Origin of the sequence: Lysinibacillus fusiformis, from assembly GCF_002845985.1 — a bacterium.
Taxonomy (GTDB): Bacteria; Bacillota; Bacilli; order Bacillales_A; family Planococcaceae; genus Lysinibacillus; species Lysinibacillus fusiformis_D.
The window spans coordinates 650521-675174 of record NZ_PDFK01000003.1 but is presented as its reverse complement, the minus strand read 5'-3'; the positions used below and the strand labels follow the sequence as shown (position 1 = coordinate 675174).

Sequence of the window (24654 nt, the reverse complement as noted above, 5' to 3'; positions counted from 1 at the left end):
GAAATGACATGTTATCAACTACACCATTAAAACAAATTATGCAGGAGCGAAAATCAGTTCGTAAATACAATGCTAATATTAAAATTTCTCGTGAAACAATAGTGCAGCTGTTGCAAGATGCTACTTCAGCGCCTTCTTCAAGTAACATGCAACCATGGCGATTTATTGTCATTGATGATAGGGAAATTCAAAAGAATATTAATTTCTTTTCGTTTAATCAAGAGCAAATCGAAACAGCCTCTGCCATTATTGCTGTCATTGGTGATACTGAAATGTATTTAAATGCAAAGGAGATCTATGCAAAAAATGTGGAATTAGGCTATATGCCAGAAGAAATTGCCAATAAGCTTGCTCAAGACGCATTAACAATGTATGGCTCAGCTTCGACAAAAACATTAGAAAATATCGTACACTTTGATGCTGGCTTAGTTTCTATGCAAATAATGCTATTAGCGAAAGAAATGGGTTATGATACAGTTCCAATGGGTGGGTTTGATAAAGCTAAATTTGCTGAGTACATGGAATTACCTGCGAATGAAGTACCTATACTATTATTAGCAATTGGTGAAGCAGCTGCACCAGCTTATGGCTCTTCACGTCTTTCAATTGATCACATTGTAAGGTTCAATAAATAATGTTAGAGAACGACTCACATTAAAAAATAGCCAAAACAAAGGCTTCATAATATGATTTGACTTTAAAAGGGGAGGGTGAAAGCTCTCCTTTTAGCGTGCTTGAAAGTAATACTTGTTTCTTTTCCATTTAGCAACCTCTTTATAATCAATTTTTTCGATCTATTTTATCGAAATAATCATCTTTATCGATTTGTAAAATCATAATAAGATATAAGCATTCGGAAACAATAGTAGGGAATTTTAAGGAAGAGGGGATAATCAATATGTCAATAGCAGTTATTTACGGTGGAAATCGTCCGAATGGGAATGTAGAGACACTGACAAAATTAATCACGCAAGGCTTAAATGTTGAAGAAGTTTATCTAAAGGATTATGTCATTCAACCAATAATAGATAAGCGACATGAAGAGGGGGGATTTTCCGAAGTAAACGATGATTATAACGCCATCATAGATCGTATACTCCCGCATGATATTCTTGTTTTTTCGACCCCTATTTATTGGTATAGCATGACAGGGGCGATGAAAAACTTTATTGATCGGTGGTCACAAACTTTAAGAGACCCAAATTATCCTAATTTCAAAGCAATGATGTCTTCTAAAAAAGCCTATGTAATTGCAGTTGGTGGAGATCAACCTTATATGAAAGGTTTACCAATGATTCAGCAGTTTCAACATATCTTTGACTTTATTGGCACAACCTTTGAAGGGTATATTTTAGGAGAAGGAAACAAACCAGGAGATATCCTTCAAGATTTAACAGCGTTGTCTGCAGCTGAATGTCTTCGAAAAGAATTACAATAGCATTTTGTTTCTGATGTATGTTAGCTACTAAAAAAGATCATTTATGCTCTTATGTTAAAGACATATAAAGAATAGAACAAAATTTTCTCCCGCGATTTAAAAACGGATTTGGACGATATGTAGCTTCCAAATCCGTTTCTTTTTATTTGATTAAAGGTTCTTTTGTTGTCGCTCGGTTTGACAAAATCGATTACCATGTTTTTTAAAATTCTCTCGAGCATCAGAAAGTCATAACGTCGTGACGTAAATCATAGATAGGTTCAATGTGTAAATCCTTGGCTATATAAATTGTCGTGTGGTATACACCTGCTAACATGATATCTGTTCATTATTCGACATTGCTTTGTTGTCCAGAATTTACGATGAATCATGAGACGCAACTTCTTTCTTTCAACTACTAACTAGTGTAAACTGGATTTTACTATCGATTTTTATGAATGTTTCGGTAAAATCTATCGGAAAATTCGAATGAAGGGGATTAAGTGAATGGATATGAAGCAGCTCCAAACGTTTTTAACGGCATCTGAAACATTAAGCTTTACCCAGACAGCACAGCGTCTCGACTATGCCCAGTCCAGTATTACAGCCCAAATTAAAACATTAGAACAAGAATTGGGTGTTATTCTTTTTGAGCGGCTAGGAAAACGCATTGTCCTGACAGAGGAGGGGAAACATCTCCAACAGTATGCAAAAAAAATGCTAGAGCTAGATCATGATATGAAAAAAGCGATGTCCAACGAACAGGCGCAAGTTGTCTTAAAAGTGGGGGCACAGGAGAGCCAATGTGTCTATCGACTGCCAACTATTTTACAACAATTTCAACAGGCGCACCCGCATGTGAAAATCATTTTTAAGCCAGTGCATACGACAGACATTGCGAAGGAATTATTACAAGAAGGCAAACTCGACGTTGCATTTATAACAGATACATATCAGGAAACCGCCATGCTACAGCGAGAACGATTGATTCAAGAACAGCTTGTTTTTGTCAGTGCCTCTAAAGAAATCAGGCAGCCTTTATCTGCTCAACAACTATCAATTGAAACTATGCTGTTAACAGAAACGGGTTGCTCCTATCGGAACCATTTAGAAGCACAGCTACAGCAAGAAGGTGTCTTGCCTTCACAAATGATTGAGTTTGCCAGTATTGAGGCGATAAAGCAATGTGTGATGGCAGGCTTAGGTATCACGTTTTTGCCTAAAATGGTTGTAGAAAAAGAGTTGAAAAGTGGAAATTTAGTGGAGCTACCGTCCTCAATCGACCTAGCGCCCATTTATACAGATATTGCATGGCATAAAGATAAGCATATGCATGCCTATTTACAGGATTTTATTGCTATAGCCAAGCTTTGCTATGAAGCATTTGGCAATGAAAAAAGAGCCTGAATGAATCAGACTCTGTTGCAAGCTATTGCTTCTTTAATGTACCAGAGAAATTAGTGCTTTCATTACGCTCTGCACGGCAATCAATCTCGGACACTTTCAGGGCGTTATTAGATAAACGCTCTACCTCGACGACACAACGATTGCCATTAGAGGATTTATTCATGATGGCTTTCGTACTGCTTGTGATCGTGGCGGTACCATTGACACTACCTGAAGCAGTGCCATCATTCGCTGTTAAAGCAAGAGAAAAGCTGTTGTTTGTGGCATTGGAAATGATGGCATCGCGGCGGTTAAAATCATTTGTTCCTTTTCCCCATTTATAATAATACGTATAAACGCCTTCCCAGGCACTCTTACTAGGGGTATTTTGCTGTAATGATTTATCGAGCTGGTTTTGAGCATTTTTCGCTCTTGTACTTAAAGATACATTGTTGGCATTATCATGAATGGACTGTGCGTCCGCTGAAATTTCATAAAAATTTCGTTCATCCATACGATAGAGCATCGTGACAACTTGTGCACGTGTCATATTGTTCATTACGCCATAAAACTTCTGTAAATTTCGATCTTCATACTGTGGATTTTGCCCTGAAGAAATATAGGTATCAAGTAAAAATTGAATAGATTGATCTAACCCTTTCTTCCCGCTAGCTAAATGAGCAATTGCTTGTGCCACGACACCGCGCTTCACAGTAGCCGCTCGAATTCGGTTATCAAAATAACCATTTAAAGGTACACCATAGCTAGCGAGTTGGTTATAAAATTCATCCGACCAGTTTGCCGTAGGGGTCTGTTTCTTTAACTCATCGATGGGTGATTCAAGCTCATAAAAATTAGCTAGCAATTTGGCCAACTGCTGTTCAGTAATCGTGGCATTTGGTTTAAATGTACCATCTGTAAAGCCGTTGACAATATCATACTCTTCTGCCCATACAATCGCTTCATAGGCATAATGATCCTCTGATACATCTCGAAAGCCAGAAGCTTGTACATTGCCTGCACTGGCTACAATCAGAATGGAAAATAATAAGGTACATACTAATTTTTTCATTCGTCGTTTTCATCCTTTCTTGCTCGCTTTAGTAATAGTTTGCAGGAAATGGATAAAAACTGCAAATTTTTCTAGCACAAAAAATAATCGCTGTCCCTTGTGGGGAAGCGATTATTTACGATGTAATTATTGGGCTGTGTAGCCACCATCTACAGTTAATGTGTTACCTGTCATAAAGGTTGAATCATCACAAGCCATGAATAAAACAGCTTTTGCCATTTCTTCTGGTTGTCCTAAGCGTTGCATAGGTGTTACTTGACGTAGTGGCTCTTTGCTTTCTTCTGGAATAATCGGTGTATCAATAAAACCCGGGCATAGGGCATTGACACGAATACCACGAGTAGCAAACTCCAATGCTAATGAACGCGTTAAATTAATAACGCCCCCTTTTGCTGCATTATAGGCGGCTGATCCTGGTGAGCCAACCCAACCATACATCGAAGCCGTATTAACGATTGTACCGCTATTCACTTTCAGCATTTCTTTAATGGCAGCCTGCGCCATTAAAAATACACCATCTAAATCTACATTGACAGTTTGACGCCATTCCGCATAAGGAAGCTCCTCAGTTGGTGTGACACGACCAATTCCAGCATTATTAAAAAGGACATCGATTTTGCCAAATGTCTCAATTGTTGTTTGATAAATAGCTGCTACTTCATTTTCGTCTGTTACATTTGCTTTGATAAATATAGCCTTTGCACCAGCTGCCTGTAATTCGGCAGCAAAGGCTTGGCCTTTTTCCTCGTTTAAGTCCACAAGTACTACTTTTGCGCCTTCTGCTACAAATAATTGAGCGGTTGCGGCACCAATACCAGAAGCACCACCTGTAATGATTGCGACTTTATCTTGTAATTTCCCCATATATGACACTCCCTTAAATTATAATTTTTTCTTGCACACTGCGTAAATGACGGTGTACTTTTATTGTAAAACGCTTGAAATTGGAAACAATCATTAATGTCGTAGCAAGTGTCTAACTAGTAGACATATTTGCCCGAAATGTCTAAAAGGGAGGAAGTAAAATTGCCAAAATGGACACAAAGACAGGAAAGAACCCGTCGTCATTTTTATGAGGCGTTTGTCGAATTAATTAAAAAGCATGGGTTTCAAGCCTTGACAGTGAAGGATATTGTGGAACGAGCTGGCTATAACCGTAGTACTTTTTATGTGCATTTTCAAGATAAATTTGAGTTAGCGGAAAATTTGCTCGAACAGATGTTGAATGGTCTGGAAGTCGCAGTAGGTGAACCTTATTTATATGGGGAAAAGGTGTATACGACGAAATTGAAAGCACCGTCCTTTAATATTATTCATTATATTTACAAGCATCGACTATTTTTCGAGCTGCTGAATGTTGAAGATACAATTCCTGGATTGCATACACGTATGCCCCTAACCATTACAAAAATATATCAAGAGCAATTTAAATTTGAAACGATCAATCAGCAGCCAGTCAATATGGACATGTTCAAGCATTATACTTCATACGGTTTTTATGGATTGATGATGCAATGGATTGCAAGTGGTTATGAAAAATCGGAAGACGCTTTAATTAAGGATATTATCGAACTAACTAAAACTCATATTTATGCATTTGAATTTATAGGGAAGCCACTGGAAAAAGAAGAGTGAAAGGTTTGTATAATATATTTTGCATTTTTATAAAAAATCTCTAATGAAATAATTAGAGATTTTTTTGTTTGGGCGAAATTATATTTTCTTAATGAAAAAATTTTTTCAAAAGAAATTTTCATAAAAAGGTTGAATTATTTTTGTTTTAAGCATATATTTTTCCTAAGGGAAACAAAATATCTGCAGAGAAAGAAGAGTGCGTGTATGAAAGATTTAGGTGATATCAAACTGACAATTTTTCCAATGGTCATTTTAATCCTTCTGGCAATACTATGGAAACTCACAGATTCTGTAGGGGCAGGCATAGTGTTAATACTTTTCTGGATGAGCTGGCGCCAGCTTATTAGGAAAATGAATATAAATTAAGCGATTGTATGAGAAAAATCGGTGATGTGAACGACAGCAGTTGCTAAAAGGCGGGCATGACAGGAAAGGTATGGCTTGTCCGCTAACTCACTACTTCGTACATATTAGCTATTTTTCAAGCAATCACTAAAAAAGAGAAAGATGAGGTAAAAAAATGAAACAATGGTTAGGTGTAATGGTACTATCACTCTCCCTTCTATTATTCGGTTGTTCAACTGAAACAGAGGGAAAGAAAGAAGGCATTGTTGTCGCAACAACTGGACAAATAGCCGATGCAATCAAAGAAATTAGTGGCGATCATTTACAAGTATCAGCATTGATGGGCCCAGGGGTAGATCCCCATTTATACAAGGCGACACAAAGTGATTTATCGAAATTGGATAAAGCAGAAGTCATTTTTTACAATGGCTTACATTTAGAAGGCCAAATGCTCGATATTTTTGAACAAATGGCGAAGGACAAAACGGTTTTAGCAGTGGGCGAGACATTAGATGAAAAGCAGCTCCTTGCAAGTGACGATGATTCGATGCTACATGATCCGCATATATGGTTTGATATTGAGCTATGGAAAGGCGTTGTCAAAGCAATCAGTACACAACTTCAGGAAGAATACCCTGAATTTAAAGATGATTTTCAAACGAATGAAGCATCTTATCTAAAGAAGCTGGATGATTTACAAAGCTATGCTCAAAACCGTGTGAACGAAATACCACAACAGCAACGAATCTTAGTAACTGCTCATGATGCGTTCAATTATTTTGGTAGAAGCCAAGGGTTTGAAGTACGTGGTTTACAAGGGCTTAGTACAGATTCAGAGTATGGTGTTAAGGATGTTCAGGAAATGGTTGATTTTTTAGTAGAAAATAAGATTAAAGCTCTCTTTATAGAATCGAGTGTATCCGATAAAGCGATGAAGGCTGTTATTGAAGGGGCTAAAGAAAAAGGTCACGACATTGTCATCGGTGGGGAATTATTCTCAGATGCCATGGGTGCTGAAGGAACAACGGAAGGTACATATATTGGTATGTATCAACATAACATCGACACAATCGTCGATGCATTAAAGTAGGTGAATGGTATGGATGCATTAACAGTAGAAAATCTATCAGTAGCATATGATAAAAAAACAGTATTAGAGAATGCCTGTGTGACGGTACCTAAAGGTCATCTAGCGGCCATTATTGGTCCGAATGGTGCAGGGAAATCAACCTTTTTAAAGGCCATTTTAAATCAACTTCCTAATAAAGTAGGAAAGGTTGAAATTTTAGGGAAGGTGTTTGAGCCGAAAAGTTTAGTTGTTGGCTATGTCCCTCAGCGTAATGCTGTGGATTGGGATTTTCCTACAAATGCGCTGGATGTAGTGCTCATGGGACGTTATGGCCATACGGGTTTATTTAAAAGACCATCCAAGCAAGATAAAATTGTTGCGCGACAAGCGTTAGCAAGCGTTGGGATGCTGGACTTTGCAGAGCGCTCCATCGGACAATTGTCAGGAGGTCAGCAGCAGCGTGTATTCCTAGCTAGAGCACTTGCTCAAAATGCAGATATTTATTTTTTAGATGAACCATTTGCAGGTGTAGATGCTGCGACTGAAAAAACCATTATTGATATTTTAAAAGATTTAAAGGCACAGGGAAAAAGTATTTTTGTCGTCCATCATGATCTTCAAACCGTCAAAGAATACTTTGATTATACGATTCTATTAAACAAAACGATTTTAGCATCAGGTGCAACAGAAGATGTTTTTACACCAGAACAATTACAAAAAACGTATGGTGGTAAACTATTCATGATGCAGCATGCGTAAGGAGGGACACAATGTTAAGTGGTAATTTATTGTGGGTACTTAGTGGAACAATGCTATTGGGCATTGCAGCTGGTATAACAGGCACCTTCTCCTTCTTGCAAAAACAAAGCTTAGTTGGTGACGCTGCGGCACATGCAGCATTACCAGGTATTGCGCTCGCATTCCTGCTAACAGGTCAAAAGGAATTGCCGGTTTTAATGCTAGGAGCGGGCATCACATCTGCATTATCTGTGTATTGTATACAATGGATTGTATCGTTTTCAAAAATGAAGGCTGACGCTGCCATTGGTTTAGTCCTCACTGTATTTTTTGGTGTTGGTGTAGTATTTTTAACAGTTGTCAACCGTAGTCCACTTGGTAATCAAAGCGGTCTGAATAATTTTATTTTTGGCAAGGCAGCGACGATGACCAAAGCGGATTTAATGTGGCTGTTTATTAGTGCAACCATTATTATAATGGTTAGCCTCTTACTCTATAAGGAATGGAAGCTACTCATCTTTGATCCTGTATATGCAAAAGGGATTGGCTTACCGATTGAGGCTTTAAAGGCAACCTTAACAGTTTTAATTGTGATGACAATTGTCACAGGTATACAAGCTGTCGGCGTCATATTAATGTCTGCTTTATTAATTATTCCTGCTGCAAGTGCCAAGCTATGGACACAAAAATTAAGCACGATGCTTATTTTGAGTGCCGCGATTGGAGGAATTGCGGGCATAACAGGAACTTTTATTAGTGCGATTCGAACAGGGTTATCGACTGGTCCGATTATCGTCTTAGTAGCAGCAGGAATATTCTTTATATCGTATTTTATTAGTCCTGCAGGTCAAATTAGTAAATATCGTAGAAAAATGCAATTTCGAAAGCAGGGTGATGTAGGATGATCGAATTTTGGGTTGTATTCACAGGATTATTAGTTGGTGTGACATGTGGGATTGCAGGTGTCTTCCTCATCTTGCGTAGAATGTCCATGATCGCAGATGCCATCAGTCATACGGTGCTCTTTGGTATTGTGATGGCCTATCTTGTTACCCAGACATTAAATGGCTTTTGGATGCTTGTAGGTGCTGCGTTTGCAGGAATTTTAACAGCCTACCTTGTGCAACTATTGCATTCTTCTGGCATTCAAGAAGATGCCGCAATAGGGGTGGTCTTTACCTCCTTGTTTGCGGCAGGTGTCCTTCTGATCACCTTATATGCCGGCAATGTCCATTTAGACGTTGAACATGTTCTAATGGGGGAAATTGCTTTTGTACCTTGGGATAAATGGTCACTGCTTGGGCTAGCGATGCCTAAGGCCGTGTGGATGTTGTTACTCGTCCTAGTAATTAATATTGCCTTCTTGCTGTTATTCTTTAAAGAAATGAAGCTTGCCACTTTTGATCCTGTGTATGCGGCTACTATTGGGATTCCCGTTGTATTTCTTCATTATGGCTTTATGACATCCATTTCGTTCACGACTGTTGCGGCATTTGATAGTGTAGGGGCCATTTTAGTAGTGGCCATGTTGATTGGGCCAGCCGCCACTTCCTATTTAATTAGTAAGACGATTAAGCAAATGTTTGTCTATAGTATGCTCTTTGGTGCTGCTGCTTCTGTTATCGGCTATTATTTAGCGAAGTTTTGGGATACTTCTATAGCTGGTATGATGGCGACAACGGTAGGGTTAATATTTATTGTGACGTTCATCAGCCAAAAAATAATCGAACGCAGAAAAAAAGCACTTGTTCATAAGCTAGAAATGTCTTAACGAAAAACACTGTTTGATGCGCTCATCAAACGGTGTTTTTTCTTTTAGATGGAAGTTCAACCTTTTGGATGAGTATTTCAGTTAGGAAAAATAGTATACTCATTAAGAAATGCTAGAAAGAGAAGGCTTAGATTCTAACAAATTTTTCTATATTTTTATGTACGAATATTTAATAGTTTGTTACGATAAATTTTATTGAAGAAACAACAAGGAGAACAGCATGTGGAGAAATCGAAACGTATGGATTATTTTATTAGGTGAATTTGTCGTCGGACTTGGCCTATGGGCTGGCATTATTGGAAATCTAGCCTTTATGCAAGAGGTAGTACCTTCAGACTTTCACAAATCATTAATTATTTCCTGTGGTATTTTAGCAGGCTTGGTCGTCGGTCCAATGGCAGGGCGCATCATTGACCAATCGAAGAAAAAAACGGTTGTCCAAATGGCAAGTATCGGACGAATCATTAGTGTTTTATTTATGTTTATCGCACTTTATACCAATTCGGTTATTTGGATGATTCTTTTTTTAATTACGTTGCAAATAGCAGCCGCATTTTATATGCCTGCCTTGCAATCGATTATTCCAATGATTGCGAAGGAACAAGATTTAATTACGCTTAATGCTTGGCAAATGAATGCCAGAACCATTTCAAGAATTGTTGGCACAGCCGCAGCAGGGTTTATGTTAAGCTTCTTTGACTTAAAATGGCTATATATTATTTCATTTATTGTCTATGTGATCATGTTTGTTATTACAAGCTTACTGCAATTAGATGAAACGACAAATGCAACACTGACACACAAAGATAAAGGAAACTTTAAAGAAGTATGGCCTATGGTGAAGGAGCATCCGGTCGTCCTGATGACACTCGTCTTAATGTTAATTCCCACATTATTTTTAGGCTCTTTCAATTTAGTCATTATGAAAATTTCTGAAATCCATCAATCAACAACCATCTCAGGATTGTTATATACAGTCGAAGGCATTGGCTTTATGCTAGGTGCTGCAGGCTTAAAAATAATTGCTGAACGTGTACACATGGGCACACTGCTCTTTTCATTAGCCTTTATTATCGGCTCAATGGAGCTATTATTATTACTGGCGGAAATTCCTTTTTTTGCTTTAGTGGCATTTGGGGTCTTTGGCTTTTCAGTCGGCTGTTTTTTTCCGACAACGATGGTTATTTTCCAGAAACAAGTACCGAAACAGTTCCACGGACGTTTTTTCTCATTCCGTAATATGATTGATTCGGTCGTCTTCCAAGTCGTGCTCTTATCTACAGGGATGATGCTAGATTTAATCGGTTTAAGTGGCATGGGGCTTATTTTCGGGATTATTAGCTTAGGTTTAACAACTACTTTCTTACTCTATTCTAAAAAGAAGAAAGTGGTTATGCATGCGTATTAATTCAATGTAACCCATGCTCTACACCAATACCTCTAGCGATATAAGGGTGGTGGCAGATGAAAGGAACTGTCTATGAAATGAGGACGGTTCCTTCTTTATTTTATAGATTCAATTAATCTTGATTGGTATGCATAGAATACCTTGAAGATGATGGCACTTTAAAAGGGATATTTACATAGATAATACATTATATTTAGAGAAGGAAGGTTGAAAAATGGTTGTAAAAGATCAAGGTTCAATAGAATCCTATATAGCGTCCCCAGAGAAACTAAAAAACTTATATAGGCGTGTGTTGATCGTTGTCAGTCTATCTCAAATTTTTGGTGGGGCTGGGCTTGCAGCAGGTATTACAGTAGGTGCTCTGTTAGCCCAACAAATGCTAGGAACAGATGCTTATGCAGGTGTACCGTCTGCATTATTTACGTTAGGCTCTGCAGGAGCAGCTTTCATTGTAGGGAAACTGTCGCAGCGATATGGTCGTCGCACAGGCTTAGCAACAGGTTTTATAGTCGGTGGAATAGGGGCCGTAGGTGTCGTTTTGGCCGCTATAATGAATAGTGTGATCGTTTTGTTCGCTTCTCTATTAATCTATGGTGCTGGCACTGCGGCGAATTTACAGGCTCGCTATGCTGGGACGGATTTAGCCAATGATAAACAACGTGCCACGGCGATTAGTACGACTATGCTGATGACAACGTTCGGTGCTGTTTTAGGTCCAAACTTAGTAGAAATGATGGGGAGAGTGGCGCTATCCATTGGTGTTCCAGCTCTTGCAGGTCCTTTTCTATTATCTGCGGTTGCCTTTATTGTCGCAGGGCTTGTGTTATTTATTATGTTGCGTCCTGATCCTTTAGAAATAGCTAAGGCCATTGAGGCACATCAGCAAAAAATGAACAAAGATAATAAAGCACCATCCTTGCATACAGCTGGCAATAAAAGAGGGTTAGCAGTAGGGGCAACGGTGATGGTTCTGACACAGATTGTCATGGTCGCAATCATGACGATGACACCAGTACATATGAAACATCATGGACATGGAATATCGGAAGTAGGCATTGTTATTGGATTTCATGTAGGGGCTATGTATCTGCCATCGCTTGTAACAGGTATTCTTGTTGATAAAGTTGGACGAACAGCCATGAGTATCGCCGCCGGTGTTACCTTGCTACTAGCGGGTTTATTAGCGGCATTCGCTCCAAGCGATTCGATGGTTTTATTAATAGTAGCACTTTCTTTACTGGGGTTAGGCTGGAACTTCGGTTTAATTAGTGGTACCGCACAAATTGTTGATGCAACCGAGCCGTCTACACGTGCAAAAACACAAGGGAAAATGGATGTTTTAGTTGCACTAGCGGGGGCATCTGGTGGTGCTCTATCAGGAATGGTCGTAGCGAATGCTAGTTATGCGGCATTGTCCTTAGCAGGAGGGCTATTGTCTTTACTGCTCATTCCCGTAGTGATTTGGTCTAAAAGAGCTTGAGCATAGTATATACTACATTGGTTACGAAACAATCTTGTTTGGGGATAGTTTCAAAGTTTAAAGAGTTGCTTCAAAGAAAAGTGAACCTTTTCCTATAGTTATTTTCTTTCTCGATAAATAGTATTTTAATAAGAAAAAATGGCTGTTAATGGTGAAAAAGCAGACGAAAGCTGTACCTCTCATTTTTCAAAGTAAAAATCTAACAAGACAAATAAAAACACCTTTCGTTGATAAACTTATCAAATCAACGTGAAGGTGTTTTTCTATGGGCTATGGGGACAAAAGTTTTTATCCAGTGTGAAAATGGAAGAAGTTGAAATGTGAATAGCGTGAACTCTATAAAATAAGCGGGAAAATTAGAATTTCTAAGTTTATCTATTCATACAAAATATAGTTTTTTAGTAAAAAATATGTCAATATTGATCCCTAAATCCACTCATTATTAGAAAAATGTAACAAATATAGACTTATTTAGTTTGTTTTAGTGGTTTTTCAAAAAAATAAACGACATAAAAATCTATTTTCATCATTAAATAGCCTAATTATGTTGTTTTTTGCCAAAATATGTGTCTTTCTCTAAAATTTATGTTATTAGGGATGTCTATTCTTATTAAGAACTTTCCTAATATCAATAGTAGATTAGAGGTGTACAAATGTAGAACAAATTGTAATAAAAATATTGTGGCAATCTATGTAGGGAGGTACAAACAATGAAAAAGAAAATAATTACAGGGTTGATAATAACATCGATTGTTGCTACTGGAGTGAGTCCTATCCATTCTTTTGCAACGCCTATAGTGCAAGTAGAAATGCAAGAGGAGAACGTAGCTCTGTCCTCATCATTAAGAAAATTAGGTGCACAATCAAAGTTGATTCAAATGTATATAGACAAAGCTTTAATGAACCCTAATGTACAGTTAGAGGAAGTACCAGCTTTAAATACAGAGCAATTTCTAATAAAACAAGATATGAAAGAGTGGGCAGTGGAGCTTTATCCAAAGTTAATTTTACTCAATTCAAAAAGTAAAGGCTTTGTAACAAAATTTCAGGCCTATTATCCTACATTAAAAGAATTTGTAGACACTAAGGAAAATAAGGAAGGCTTTTTGGATAGATTGGAAGTTCTTCAAGAAATGGTTCTGACAAACGAAGAAAGTGTTCAATATCAAATGAATGAGCTAACAGATCTTAAATTACAGCTTGATAAAAAACTAAAAAATCTCGATACTGATGTGATAAAAGCGCAGGAGGTACTAAGCGCAGAGGGAACAGGGAAAATAGACAAGCTAAAGGCTGAATTACTAAATACAAAAAAATCAATTCACAATGATTTACAGCAAATCGCATTGATACCAGGAGCTTTAAATGAACAGGGACTCAATATTTTCCAAGAGATTTATAGTCTTTCGAAAGATATCATTGAACCAGCAGCTCAAATAGCGGTGGCAGCCTATAACAAAGGTAAGGAAATTAACAACGCTATTCTAGAAGCAGAGAAAAAAGCAGAGCAAGAAGCAAAAGAACAGGGGAAATCTATTCTAGAGATTGAAGCAGCTAAAAAAGAGGCTCGTGAAAAAATTGAGAAAGATAAACAAGCTGAAATTGCTGCAGCCGCTGCTACAAAATCAAAAGAGTATGACCTTATGAAAACAATTGACCCAGAAAAAATCAAAAAAACATATAATACCTTCGCTGAAGTTAACAAACTAATGGCTGAACAAAGAGCATATTTAGATGATTTAGAGATCCAAAATCAAAAACTATATGATTTAACAAAGAAACTAACAATAGCAGATTTACAACAATCCATGCTTCTTCTTATGCAGCATGATTTGCATACATTTGCTAGTCAAGTAGATGTAGAAATTGACCTATTGAAACGCTATAAAGCAGATTTGAACCTAATAAAAAATAATATAACAAAATTATCAACTGATGCGGCAAATCAACTGTCTCAACAAGATACATTAAGAAGATTAAAAAATATAATCAATCAACTTGAGGAACAGGTTAATAAATTTTGATGCTTAAAATTTGTAAAAACCTATCGAAAAGTAGGGAGGAAAAAATATGAAGAAATTTTCGTATAAGGTGTTAACCTTGGCTGCATTGACAACGCTTTTAACTGCTAATAATAGTACATCTATTCATGCGTTTGCACAAGAATGGAGCGCTCAAAAAGAGGTCGTTCAAAAACAGGATAATTATGAATTAGGACCTGAGGGACTGAAGAAGGCGTTAGCGGAAACGGGATCTCATATTCTTGTAATGGATTTGTACGCAAAAACAATGATTAAGCAACCGAATGTAAATCTCTCCAATATTGATCTAGGGTCAGAAGGGGGAGAATTAATCAAAAATATTCACCTTAATCAGGATCTGTCTCGAATCAATGCAAATTATTGGTTAGATACAGCGAAGCCAAAAATTCAAAAGACAGCACGTAATATCGTGAATTACGATGAACAATTTAATAATTATTACGACACATTAATAGACATTGTCCAAAAAAAAGATAGGGAGGGGCTAAAAGAAGGCATAGGTGATCTAATCAGTTCAATTCATACAAATTCAAAAGAAGTGACAGAAGTAATTAACATATTAGAAAATTTCAAAACGAAACTCTATACAAATTCAATTGATTTTAAAAATAATGTCGGTGGTCCAGATGGGAAGAGTGGATTAACGGCCATATTAGCTGGAAAAGAAGCATTGATTCCACAACTTCATGCTGAAATTCAGCAGCTATCTTCCACTCAGAAAGACCATTTTAACAATGTATTGGCATGGTCAATTGGAGGAGGATTGGGAGCAGCTATTTTAGTTATTGGAACAATTGCAGGAGGGGTAGTAATTGTTGTGACTGGTGGAACAGCAACGCCGGTTGTTGTTGGTGGCCTTACAGCACTCGGTGCAGCTGGTATTGGTTTAGGGACAGCATCCGGTATTATGGCATCTAATCATATGAATGCCTATAACGAAATTTCCCATAAAATAGGGGAATTAAGCACAAAAGCTGATCTTGCTAACCAAGCAGTTATTGCACTTAATAACACAAAAGACACGTTAACATATTTGTATCAAACAGTGGATCAAGCAATCATGTCTCTAACAAACATCCAAAAGCAATGGAATACAATGGGGGCAAATTATAAAGACTTATATGATAATATCGATCAAATGCAAGATCATAAGCTCTCTTTAATACCTGATGATTTAAAAGCAGCTAAACAAAGTTGGAATGATATTCATAAAGATGCGGAATTTATTGCAAAAGACATTGCTTTCACACAAGACTAATGCACAAAAACTTAAAAAGTATATAGGGAGGAATATAAAATGAATAATAAGTTTCTTTACAATCTACTTGCTGTATCAGCCGCTTTAACCCTGACATCCACTTCTATAGTATCACCAGTAACCGCTTATGCAACTACAAGCAAAATGGAGCAAACGAACTATGATGATACGTCTCTTTCAGCAAATGAAGCCAAAATGAGAGAAACCTTGCAAAAGGCTGGGCTTTTTGCAAAATCTATGAATGCTTATTCGTATATGTTGATCAAAAATCCAGATGTGAACTTTGAAGGAATAAATATTAATGGATACGAGGATTTACCGGGTAAAATTGTACAAGACCAAAAGGATGCAAGAGCACACGCCCTTACATGGGATACGAAAGTAAAAAAACAGCTGATTGATACATTGACGGGGATTATCGAATACGATACCAAATTTGAAAATTATTATGACGTCATTGTATATGCAATAAATGCAAATGATGGAGAAACATTAATAGAAGGAATTACAGATTTACGAGAAGAAATTCAAGAAAATCAAAAATGTGCACAACAATTAATAGAAGCGTTAACGGAATTAAGAGACAATATTGGAAAAGATGTCAGAGCATTTGGAAGTAACAAAGAGCTCTTACAGTCAATTTTAAAAAACCAAGGGGCAGCAGTTGAGGATGATCAAAAACGCTTAAATGAAGTTTTAGAATCAGTAAACTATTATAAAAAATTAGAATCTGATGGAATAATAACAATAGCGGTGCCTACTATTCCTACACTAATTGCCGGCGGTATTATGTTGGGGATTGCAAAAGAGAATTTAAGTCAATTAGAACCGTTATTAAAACAATTACAACAGACAGTTGATTATAAATTAACATTAAATCGCGTAGTTGGAGTTGCGCATAATAGTATTAGTGAGATGTATAATGCACTTGATGATGCGATTAATGCTCTTACTTTTATGTCTGCACAATGGAATGACTTAGATTCTCAATATACAGGAGTACTCAGACATATTGAGAATGCAGCTGACAAGGCCGAACAAAATAAATTTAAATTTTTACTTCCTAACTTGAATGCAGCTAAAGACAGCTGGAAAACATTAAAAATAGATGCAGTCACATTAAAAGAGGGAATAAAAGAATTAAATCTAGAATCTTCAAAGTAGATTACTTTACTTTTTGCTATTGATAATTGGTATGAATTTCTATTGCATCGTTTTTTATGATATAAAAAACGATGCAATGCACCTGTTAATTTCATCTAATAAGACTTATATTTTAAAAGAAGTAGATTGGGAAAAACGTTTTTTGAAGCTACTCTTTATAGCTTGTTTATCCATTTTTTGAAAACATTGGATATTGGAGTATAATAGAATGCTTTTGTTAGATCTGACATACTCACCTCAACTAAAATTGGATAAATGGTAGTTTTTAGTGAGTGAAAGAGAAGGAGATTGTATTTATGGTGATATTAAAAAGTAAGAAAGTAATCGCAAGTATATGTTTTTTCTTTACAATGCTTTTTTCTTTAGGTGGTGTCCACTTAACTTCTCTGGCAGCTTCCGAACAAAATAATCTAAATTTATCAGAGTGGATGAGAGAAATACCTAACTCTCGCGCATTAGCAGAAATTTCTATTCCAGGAACCCATGATAGTGGTACATTCAGACTGGAGGATCCTATAAAATCCGTATGGGCAAAAACGCAAGAAAATGACTTTCGCTCTCAAATGGATCAAGGTGTCAGATTTTTTGACATCAGAGGACGTGTAACGGATGATAATACAATTGTTCTACATCATGGACCTGTTTATCTTTATGTAACACTCCAGCAATTTATTAATGAAGCCAAAGAATTTTTAAAAAGTCATCCAAGTGAAACCATTATAATGTCTCTAAAAGAAGAGTATGAATCCATGCCAGGAGCAAAAGAGTCATTTGCTAGAACCTTTGAAAATAAGTATTTTGGAGATTCTATTTTCTTGAAGACAGAAGGGAATATAACTTTAGGGGATTCTCGTGGAAAAATCGTACTCTTAAGAAGATATTCTGGTAGTACGATGACTGGTGGATATAAAAATTTTGCGTGGAAAGATAACGCAACATTTACTTCTATGACAAATGGTAATGTGAAAATAACGGTACAAGATAAATATAATGTGAACTATGAGGAAAAGAAAGCAGCAATTGATAGTATGCTAAAAGAGACAGCATTAAATAAAGATAACCCAAATCACATTCATATCAATTTCACGAGTTTGTCTTCTGGTGGTACGGCTTGGAGTAGTCCGTATTACTATGCTTCCTACTTGAATAGCATTACTGCGGCTAAAGTGAGATTAGAGCATCTAAAGAATCTTGAAACAAAAGCTGGATGGATCATTATGGACTATATAGGTGATAGATGGAATCCGAAATTACATGAAGAGATAATACGTTCTAATTTTCGCAATCTACCAACTGATGAGCCACACTTATTTGAGCATATAGATGGAGAGGGAATAGATTTGACTTATCTTCCACATTCTCAATGGAATGATCAAGTGTCATCCATTTTATTAAAACCTTATACAGAAATAACTATCTATGAGCATAGTAATTTTACAGGGAATAGTGTAACGATAGCAAACACAACTGGTTCAGCACAATTATTCAATTTAACGTCTTATAACTTCAATGACAAAATGTCAGCCTATACGTGGAAACTAATTCGTTAAGATTATCATACGAACAGTATTTATAAGCGTATAATCTTAGACCTGCCACTCTTACTAGCGTTGATGTCACGCTGTGCATGACAAAAAGGACAAGTTCATTATCCCTTATAAGGTGATTTCTCCACCTAGAAAATTAAGTGGCGTCATCTTTGAACAAAGATAAATGTTCCAGCTGTGATTTGGTTTAGAAGTGCAGCGTAGTACAATTGTATAGAAGCGCTTTTTAGATCTTACCCATATCTTTTTAGGGTAAGATCTTTTCAATCGGAACTATTTTGCGGGAGAAGCGTCACAATGTTAAATTGTAGGAAAGCGAAGAGTAGGTATAGAAGTGGAGTTAATCACAGATAAATTAATCATGATTGCTTTATTCATTTTAATCATTCATGCTATTGAGACACTTGCTTATGCTGTACGTTTATCAGGGGCACGTGTTAAATTACTAGCATCGGCTTTATCTCTTTTTAATGTGATGGTTATGGTGTCGAGGCTGGCGAATATGATGCAGCAACCATTTACAGGAAGTCTTGTTGATACAGCACCAGCCGATCAGGCTTTGATACATGTAGAAAACCAATTTCGACTGATTATTGGAGCGGCATCACTTGGAACATTACTAGGGATCTTACTAATCCCAACCTTCATAGCTATTTTTTCAAGGGCTATCGTCCATTTGGCAGAGGAAAGAGGCTCAATCCCCGCTTTATTGAAAAAGGGCTTTACGTTTGAATATGTAAGACGAGGTATGAAGCACATTCATAAACCTCATTTTACTTATTTAAAAGGTATTAGCTTACGGGATATACCAATGAAATTATTTGTTATCAATATTGTCATAACAGCGATTTATACCATTGGCGTTTTATCTGCTTTGTATGCCACTTTGTTAGTACCAGAACTAAAGACTACTGCGGTTATGGCATCTGGATTAATCAATGGCATAGCGACGATACTTTTGATTCTATTTATTGATCCTAAAATATCCATACTGGCCGATGATGTTATCAATAAGAGAGGAAGTTATCTTGAATTAAAAAAAGCTTCCGTTATGATGATGTTCTCTAGATTTTTAGGAACGATTGTGGCACAGCTATTATTGATTCCTGGCGCCCATTATGTAGCGTGGTTTGCACAGCTGATTGCTTGAATAGAATCCTCTTCCTTTATCGTTTTTTCGTATAGAGGAAGGGGGTTTTTTATTTTTGGGACGTCAGCTATTGATAACAGTGTGTGGTAAAAGGGAAGTGAAGCAGATATATAGTATAATGTATGTGAATAATACATTGGAAAAGGGGAACGAACGTATGCCGACTATACTTGTTGCGGATGATGATGCGAATATTCGTGAACTTGTTTGCCTTTTTCTGCGCAAAGACGGGTTCACAACAGTGGAGGCCGAGGATGGCAAAGAAGCTCTAGCCATCTATCACTCAATGCCTGTCGATCTTGTTGTGCTGGATATTATGATGCCGACGATGGATGGCTGGACATTATGTAAGGAGCTGCGCAAAGTAAATGCTGAGCTTCCCTTACTGATGCTAACAGCAAGGGGGGAAACATGGGAAAAAGTGAAGGGCTTTGAGCTCGGAACAGATGATTATTTGACAAAGCCTTTTGACCCACTAGAGTTGACGGTACGAGTAAGGGCTCTTCTAAAGCGCTACAGGATTGGCTACTCACAGATCATTCAACTTGGTCAAATCATGCTGGATCGTCAGACCTATAAAATTAAAAATGGAACAGAGTCTATTTCGCTGCCGCTAAAGGAGTTTGAATTATTATATAAGCTTGCGGAAACACCTGGGCAGGTCTACACACGAGAGCAGCTGATCGATCAAATTTGGGGAATGGATTATGCTGGCGATAATCGAACGATCGATGTACATATTAAGCGTCTGCGCGAGCGCTTCACTGCAACAACTGAATTTCAGATTGAGACAGTACGAGGTCTTGGCTACCGACTTGAGGTTAACGAATGATTCAATCATTATATACGCGTGTCGTTTTAACATTTCTAGTTGCCGTAATTGGTGGCACAACTATATCCTTTTTTATGGCAACATGGGTATTTGAAGATAAATTGAATGAAAACTTACAAATCCCCCTAGTGAATTTTGGTCAGGACATTGTCCATATATTTGAGACATTGCCATTTAATGAAGCAGAACAATTTATTCGTGAAATGCATCAGCTTGAATCCTACTATATCCGCATTTATGAAGAAAAGGGGCAGTTCAAATCCTACGGAGAGCAAAAGGGTGTTCCACTGGCCAATGTAACAATGACACAAGTTCAAAGTGTACTGGATGGGGAAGTCATTCAAGTTAATCCGGGTGGTGTTTCGTCTATTTTTGTAGGAATGCCACTACAAACTGCAATGGGGACTAAGGCGATGTTTATCGAACCCATCTCCCTCCCTTCTACTTCCTTTGCTATAAAATTGATATTGAATTTTGCTACTTATGCTCTTGTTATTGGCAGTGTCGTGTTTATAGTGGCTGCTAGGTTTCTCGTCAAGCCAATAAAAAAATTGACAACAGCAACAAAGCATATTGCAGGTGGAGATTTCAATGTTGAGTTAAATATTAAACAATCAGGGGAGCTAGGTACCTTGGCCAAAAGTTTTGAGGACATGGCGGAGGGGTTACAGCAATTGGAGCAAATGCGGAGAGAGTTTGTATCAAACGTCTCACACGAGGTTCAGTCACCACTTACTTCCATATCAGGCTATGCAGCAGCATTGAAGCAAGTAGATATTACAGACGAGGAGAAAAGTCGCTATCTTGATATTATCATGTCGGAAGCAAAGCGAATGTCTAAGATGAGTGATAGCCTGTTAAAGCTAAGTTTGCTCGAGTCGAAGACACAGCCAATGCAATGTGCGACGTTTAGTCTGGATGAGCAAATTAGACGAGTAATTGTTGCCATTCAGCCGCAATGGTCTGCTCGCAACATCCAGTTTAATCTTCATTTACAGGCTGTTCATATAATGGCTGATTATGACCAATTAAATCAGGTATGGACCAATCTTCTTACTAATAGTATTAAATTTTCCAATGAAGGTAGTATGATTGGGGTCAGTATGAAGCAGGACGCTCATCATGTGATAGTACGAGTAAGTGATTCGGGCATTGGGATTTCTTTAGAGGATCAGAAGCGTATTTTTGAGCGGTTTTTTAAGGCGGATCGTTCACATAGTCGTAAATATGATGGGAGTGGAATGGGTCTCGCAATCGTTAAGCAAATCGTATCATTGCATCAAGGAGACATTCAAGTAGAGAGTAAGCTTGGACAAGGGACGACCATCATTATCCAATTGCCTCTTATCACACAGTAAATGCGTGAGATAGCGAAATTTTTTTGTTGTTCATATTGCGTTCATATTACCGTCATATGGTAGACATCTTCGTCCTTTACACTGCTCAATAACAGCTAAGTAAGCTAGCTGGAATAACGGTTGTAAGGGAGGAAAGCACGAGCAAAGATGAACCTCGTGCATAAATATGAAAAAATTTTTTCGAATCTTACTTAAAACAATAGCTGTTATCGGTTTAACGATAGTGCTGCTACTTGCTATTGTGTTTATTGTAAACATTATCTGCAACAAAATAGAGCAAGGGAAAATAGAACACTATGGTCAGCTCATTACTGTGAATGAAGGAAAAATGAATGTTACCATCCAAGGGAAGGGGGCAGAAACAATCGTCCTACTACCAGGCTTCGGAACAGCAGCACCAACACTTGATTTTAAGCCACTTATCGAAGAACTGACTCCTCATTACAGAGTCGTTTCAATAGAGCCTTTTGGCTATGGTTTAAGTGATGATACCGATAAAGAACGAAGCACCGACAACATAGTGAGTGAGATTCATGAAGCTTTACAGGCGTTGAAAATTGACCGCTATATGCTCATGGGACACTCTATAGCAGGTATTTATGGACTCGATTATGTCAATAAATATCCGAATGAGGTGACTGCATTTGTCGGGATTGATAGCAGTGTGCCTACTCAAGACGGTATGGATACGAAATTCCCAATTAAGTCGTTACAACTTCTCAAAAAAACCGGGATCGCTAGAGTTCTTATAAAATTTTCAGATGATCCATATGCTGGCCTACCGTATGATGATGACACAAAAGAACAAATACGGATGATTACAAACAAAAACTTTTATAATACGAGCACTTCCAATGAATTAACAAATATAGAAATGAATTTTACAGCAGCCAAAAACGTAACTTTCCCTAAAGATTTACCTCTTTTGTTATTTGTTCAGGCGAAAAGTGAAGGCATTGAAAAAAATTGGATACCATTGCATGAAGAGCAAGTCAAAAATTCAGTTCATGGAAAAGTAATCACATTGGACGGTGACCATTACTTACACCATACAAGATCACAAGAAATTGTTGAAAACCTAAAAGAATTTATGGATAACTGATAGTTATAGCATCTTACCTCTTTGTTGTTAGAGGTAAGATTTTTTATTGAAATTCATGAAAATAAAATACCTCCCCCAATGAAGTCGCTTTAAGTAGCAATCTAATTGTCCCATTCTTTTACATGGATGTAATCCATACTTCGATAAGCGTTGAATAGCTTCCTGTTTATAATCAGATAGTAGTGATTAATGAAACAGGTTAGGAGTATCTTGTATGAAAAACTATCAATTTATTGCTTTACTAGTAGTAACAACCTTTTTAATGGGTTCATCGTTTGCTATCGTAAAATTAGGATTACCGTATTCATCACCATTATTATTGGCTGCCCTTCGATTTATGCTGGCAGGGATTCTAATGGTCATTGTTGTCATGATTTTCAAAAGACCTCATCCGACCTCAAAGAGAGAATGGCTCAAGCTATGCATCATCGGAGCATTTCAAACGGCTGGTGTAATGGGGTGTATTTTTTTAAGTCTACGCACCATTACAGCAAGTGAATCATCTATTTTAACATTTACAAACCCTTTACTCGTTGTCATATTTGCCACCATTTTTACCAAAGTACGCTATCGTTTCTATCAGTGGATCGGGGTTGTGCTTGGCTTAATCGGAGTGATCATTACAATGGGGGCACAAGTTGAATTGAAAATAGGTCTTCTATTTGGACTTTTATCCGCTGTATTTTGGGCGATTGCAACACTTTTAGTGAAAACATGGGGAATGTTCTTTGATACATGGGTTTTATCAGCCTATCAAATGCTGTTTGGGGGCTTACTCCTTTTGCTAGGAAGTGTCGTGTTAGAGCAACCATACTTTATTGTCAATCCACAGTCATTATTGATTTTGTTATGGCTTAGTATTTTTTCTTCCATCATTCAATTTGCAGGCTGGTACTATCTTCTTCAAAATAGTGATCCAGGAAAAACAAGTGCCTATTTATTTTTAGCACCTTTTTTTGGGGTGCTAACAGGATGGGTAGTATTAGACGAAACGTTACATGAATCGTTAGTGGTTGGTGGGTTATTTATCATTAGTGGGATTTATTTAGTAAATCGTACTTTTAGTAGAATAAAGGGCTAGTGGGGCAATCCAAAAGCCCTCTATTCTTCTAGCTGTCTAAATGAAATACCTCTTTAAAACCTCTTTTACCTTTCTCAGTCACTTTAATGGCGCGAATAGATGGTACACGTGTAAGCCAGCCGAGGTTTAATAATTGGTTTAATAGACCATTGCCTAGTGCACCTGCTAAATGGTAACGTCGTTCACTCCAATCTAAACAAGCAGGTGAAAAGGAGCGTCGTTTTCTTTTTAAAGCAGCTAGATCCATCCCGAATGTAGTAAAAAATAAAGTGCCTTCATCTGTCAGGATAAATTGTTTGTCCTCTAATTTTAGATAGCCTGCATCCACCATTGACTCTGTTAATTGGACACCTAATTTACCAGCTAGATGGTCATAGCAAGTTCTAGCATCCTGCAATAATTTCATTTGGCTAGATTGTTTTAAAGAACGTACTTCAGGTGGCGGTGAGATGACGAGAAAAGACTCAAGAAATTGAGCAATGTCCTCACCAGCTAATTGAAAATAACGGTGCCGCCCTTGTTTTTCAACTTTAATCAGCTTTCCTTCTACTAATTTAGCAAGATGAAAGCTAGCAGTTTGTGGTTTAATGGCAGCCATATACGCCAGTTCACTAGCTGTATGAAAACGCCCGTCCATCATGCTAGCAAGAATGGTTGCTCTTGACCTTTCGCCAAGAAGTGCCGCTACCTCCGCCATGTTTGGATTAATTCCCATATGTCACAATCCTTTCAGTTTTCTATATTTTGATTTTAGTTAATTTCATTATCGTTTACAATAAAAGTAATAGAGGAGGAGAAA

Annotated in this window: 21 protein-coding genes and 1 pseudogene; 19 read left to right on the top strand and 3 right to left on the bottom strand. The window is 37.3% G+C overall.

Features of this window, described 5'->3' with window-relative positions:
- The first annotated feature begins 8 nt into the window (after positions 1-8).
- The 3 genes from CRI88_RS13905 (at position 9) to CRI88_RS13895 (ending at position 2824) form a co-directional block, all read left to right on the top strand.
- Positions 9-635, top strand: coding sequence for a nitroreductase family protein (locus CRI88_RS13905; protein ID WP_101966752.1), 627 nt, complete (start codon positions 9-11; stop codon positions 633-635).
- 263 nt (positions 636-898) lie between these two features.
- On the top strand, positions 899-1438 hold the full coding sequence (locus CRI88_RS13900) for a flavodoxin family protein (protein WP_089932594.1): 540 nt from the start codon (positions 899-901) through the stop codon (positions 1436-1438).
- Between the two features lie 486 nt (positions 1439-1924).
- The gene (locus CRI88_RS13895; RefSeq protein WP_101966751.1) at positions 1925-2824 is read left to right on the top strand and encodes a LysR family transcriptional regulator; all 900 of its coding nucleotides are present in this window, start codon (positions 1925-1927) and stop codon (positions 2822-2824) included.
- 22 nt (positions 2825-2846) lie between these two features.
- Here CRI88_RS13895 and CRI88_RS13890 read toward each other — a convergent pair whose 3' ends face one another.
- Complete coding sequence (locus CRI88_RS13890; protein ID WP_036126958.1) at positions 2847-3875, bottom strand: S-layer homology domain-containing protein; 1029 nt, start codon at positions 3873-3875, stop codon at positions 2847-2849.
- Positions 3876-4001: 126 nt separating this feature from the next.
- Positions 4002-4739, bottom strand: a complete 738-nt coding sequence (locus CRI88_RS13885; RefSeq protein WP_089932596.1) for an SDR family NAD(P)-dependent oxidoreductase — start codon at positions 4737-4739, stop codon at positions 4002-4004.
- Positions 4740-4901: 162 nt separating this feature from the next.
- On the opposite strand from CRI88_RS13885, the gene CRI88_RS13880 reads away from it, so the two are divergent.
- The 16 genes and pseudogenes from CRI88_RS13880 (at position 4902) to CRI88_RS13805 (ending at position 23855) form a co-directional block, all read left to right on the top strand.
- Positions 4902-5510 carry a TetR/AcrR family transcriptional regulator gene (locus CRI88_RS13880; RefSeq protein ID WP_089932598.1) on the top strand — a complete coding sequence of 203 codons (609 nt, stop codon included), beginning with the start codon at positions 4902-4904 and terminating at the stop codon, positions 5508-5510.
- Positions 5511-6030: 520 nt separating this feature from the next.
- On the top strand, positions 6031-6945 hold the full coding sequence (locus CRI88_RS13875; RefSeq protein WP_036126954.1) for a metal ABC transporter solute-binding protein, Zn/Mn family: 915 nt from the start codon (positions 6031-6033) through the stop codon (positions 6943-6945).
- A 9-nt stretch (positions 6946-6954) separates the two neighbouring features.
- On the top strand, positions 6955-7683 hold the full coding sequence (locus tag CRI88_RS13870) for a metal ABC transporter ATP-binding protein (RefSeq protein ID WP_036126951.1): 729 nt from the start codon (positions 6955-6957) through the stop codon (positions 7681-7683).
- Positions 7684-7694: 11 nt separating this feature from the next.
- Positions 7695-8567, top strand: coding sequence for a metal ABC transporter permease (locus CRI88_RS13865; protein ID WP_036126949.1), 873 nt, complete (start codon positions 7695-7697; stop codon positions 8565-8567).
- Positions 8564-9433: a metal ABC transporter permease gene (locus CRI88_RS13860; protein WP_036126947.1), complete on the top strand. Its 870-nt coding sequence runs from the start codon at positions 8564-8566 to the stop codon at positions 9431-9433. The genes CRI88_RS13865 and CRI88_RS13860 overlap by 4 nt, the downstream gene beginning before the upstream one ends.
- Positions 9434-9653: 220 nt before the next feature.
- Positions 9654-10841 (top strand): MFS transporter, encoded by a 1188-nt coding sequence (locus CRI88_RS13855; protein ID WP_036126945.1) that lies wholly within the window; start codon positions 9654-9656, stop codon positions 10839-10841.
- A 214-nt stretch (positions 10842-11055) separates the two neighbouring features.
- Positions 11056-12321 (top strand): MFS transporter, encoded by a 1266-nt coding sequence (locus CRI88_RS13850; protein WP_058844564.1) that lies wholly within the window; start codon positions 11056-11058, stop codon positions 12319-12321.
- A gap of 710 nt (positions 12322-13031) precedes the next feature.
- Complete coding sequence (gene hblC / locus CRI88_RS13845) at positions 13032-14345, top strand: hemolysin BL lytic component L2 (RefSeq protein WP_058844565.1); 1314 nt, start codon at positions 13032-13034, stop codon at positions 14343-14345.
- A 46-nt stretch (positions 14346-14391) separates the two neighbouring features.
- Complete coding sequence (hblD, locus tag CRI88_RS13840) at positions 14392-15621, top strand: hemolysin BL lytic component L1 (protein ID WP_058844566.1); 1230 nt, start codon at positions 14392-14394, stop codon at positions 15619-15621.
- Positions 15622-15660: 39 nt separating this feature from the next.
- Positions 15661-16785 (top strand): ClyA family alpha-helical pore-forming toxin, encoded by a 1125-nt coding sequence (locus CRI88_RS13835; protein ID WP_036126924.1) that lies wholly within the window; start codon positions 15661-15663, stop codon positions 16783-16785.
- A 296-nt stretch (positions 16786-17081) separates the two neighbouring features.
- Positions 17082-18062 (top strand): annotated as a pseudogene (locus tag CRI88_RS13830) (phosphatidylinositol-specific phospholipase C domain-containing protein); the annotation flags it as partial.
- Positions 18063-18693: 631 nt separating this feature from the next.
- A complete protein-coding gene (locus CRI88_RS13825; RefSeq protein ID WP_036126929.1) occupies positions 18694-19482 on the top strand; it encodes a lipid II flippase Amj family protein in 789 nt (262 codons plus the stop codon).
- A 157-nt stretch (positions 19483-19639) separates the two neighbouring features.
- Positions 19640-20314 carry a response regulator transcription factor gene (locus CRI88_RS13820; RefSeq protein WP_058844595.1) on the top strand — a complete coding sequence of 225 codons (675 nt, stop codon included), beginning with the start codon at positions 19640-19642 and terminating at the stop codon, positions 20312-20314.
- Entirely contained in the window at positions 20311-21672 is a 1362-nt protein-coding gene (locus CRI88_RS13815; protein ID WP_101966750.1) for a sensor histidine kinase, read from the top strand. Before CRI88_RS13820 ends, CRI88_RS13815 begins: the two co-directional genes overlap by 4 nt.
- Positions 21673-21838: 166 nt before the next feature.
- Positions 21839-22774: an alpha/beta hydrolase gene (locus CRI88_RS13810; RefSeq protein ID WP_101966749.1), complete on the top strand. Its 936-nt coding sequence runs from the start codon at positions 21839-21841 to the stop codon at positions 22772-22774.
- A 214-nt stretch (positions 22775-22988) separates the two neighbouring features.
- Complete coding sequence (locus CRI88_RS13805; protein ID WP_101966748.1) at positions 22989-23855, top strand: DMT family transporter; 867 nt, start codon at positions 22989-22991, stop codon at positions 23853-23855.
- A gap of 28 nt (positions 23856-23883) precedes the next feature.
- On the opposite strand, the gene CRI88_RS13800 is transcribed toward CRI88_RS13805, so the two are convergent.
- Positions 23884-24570 carry an ArsR/SmtB family transcription factor gene (locus CRI88_RS13800; protein WP_089932610.1) on the bottom strand — a complete coding sequence of 229 codons (687 nt, stop codon included), beginning with the start codon at positions 24568-24570 and terminating at the stop codon, positions 23884-23886.
- Positions 24571-24654 lie beyond the last annotated feature (84 nt).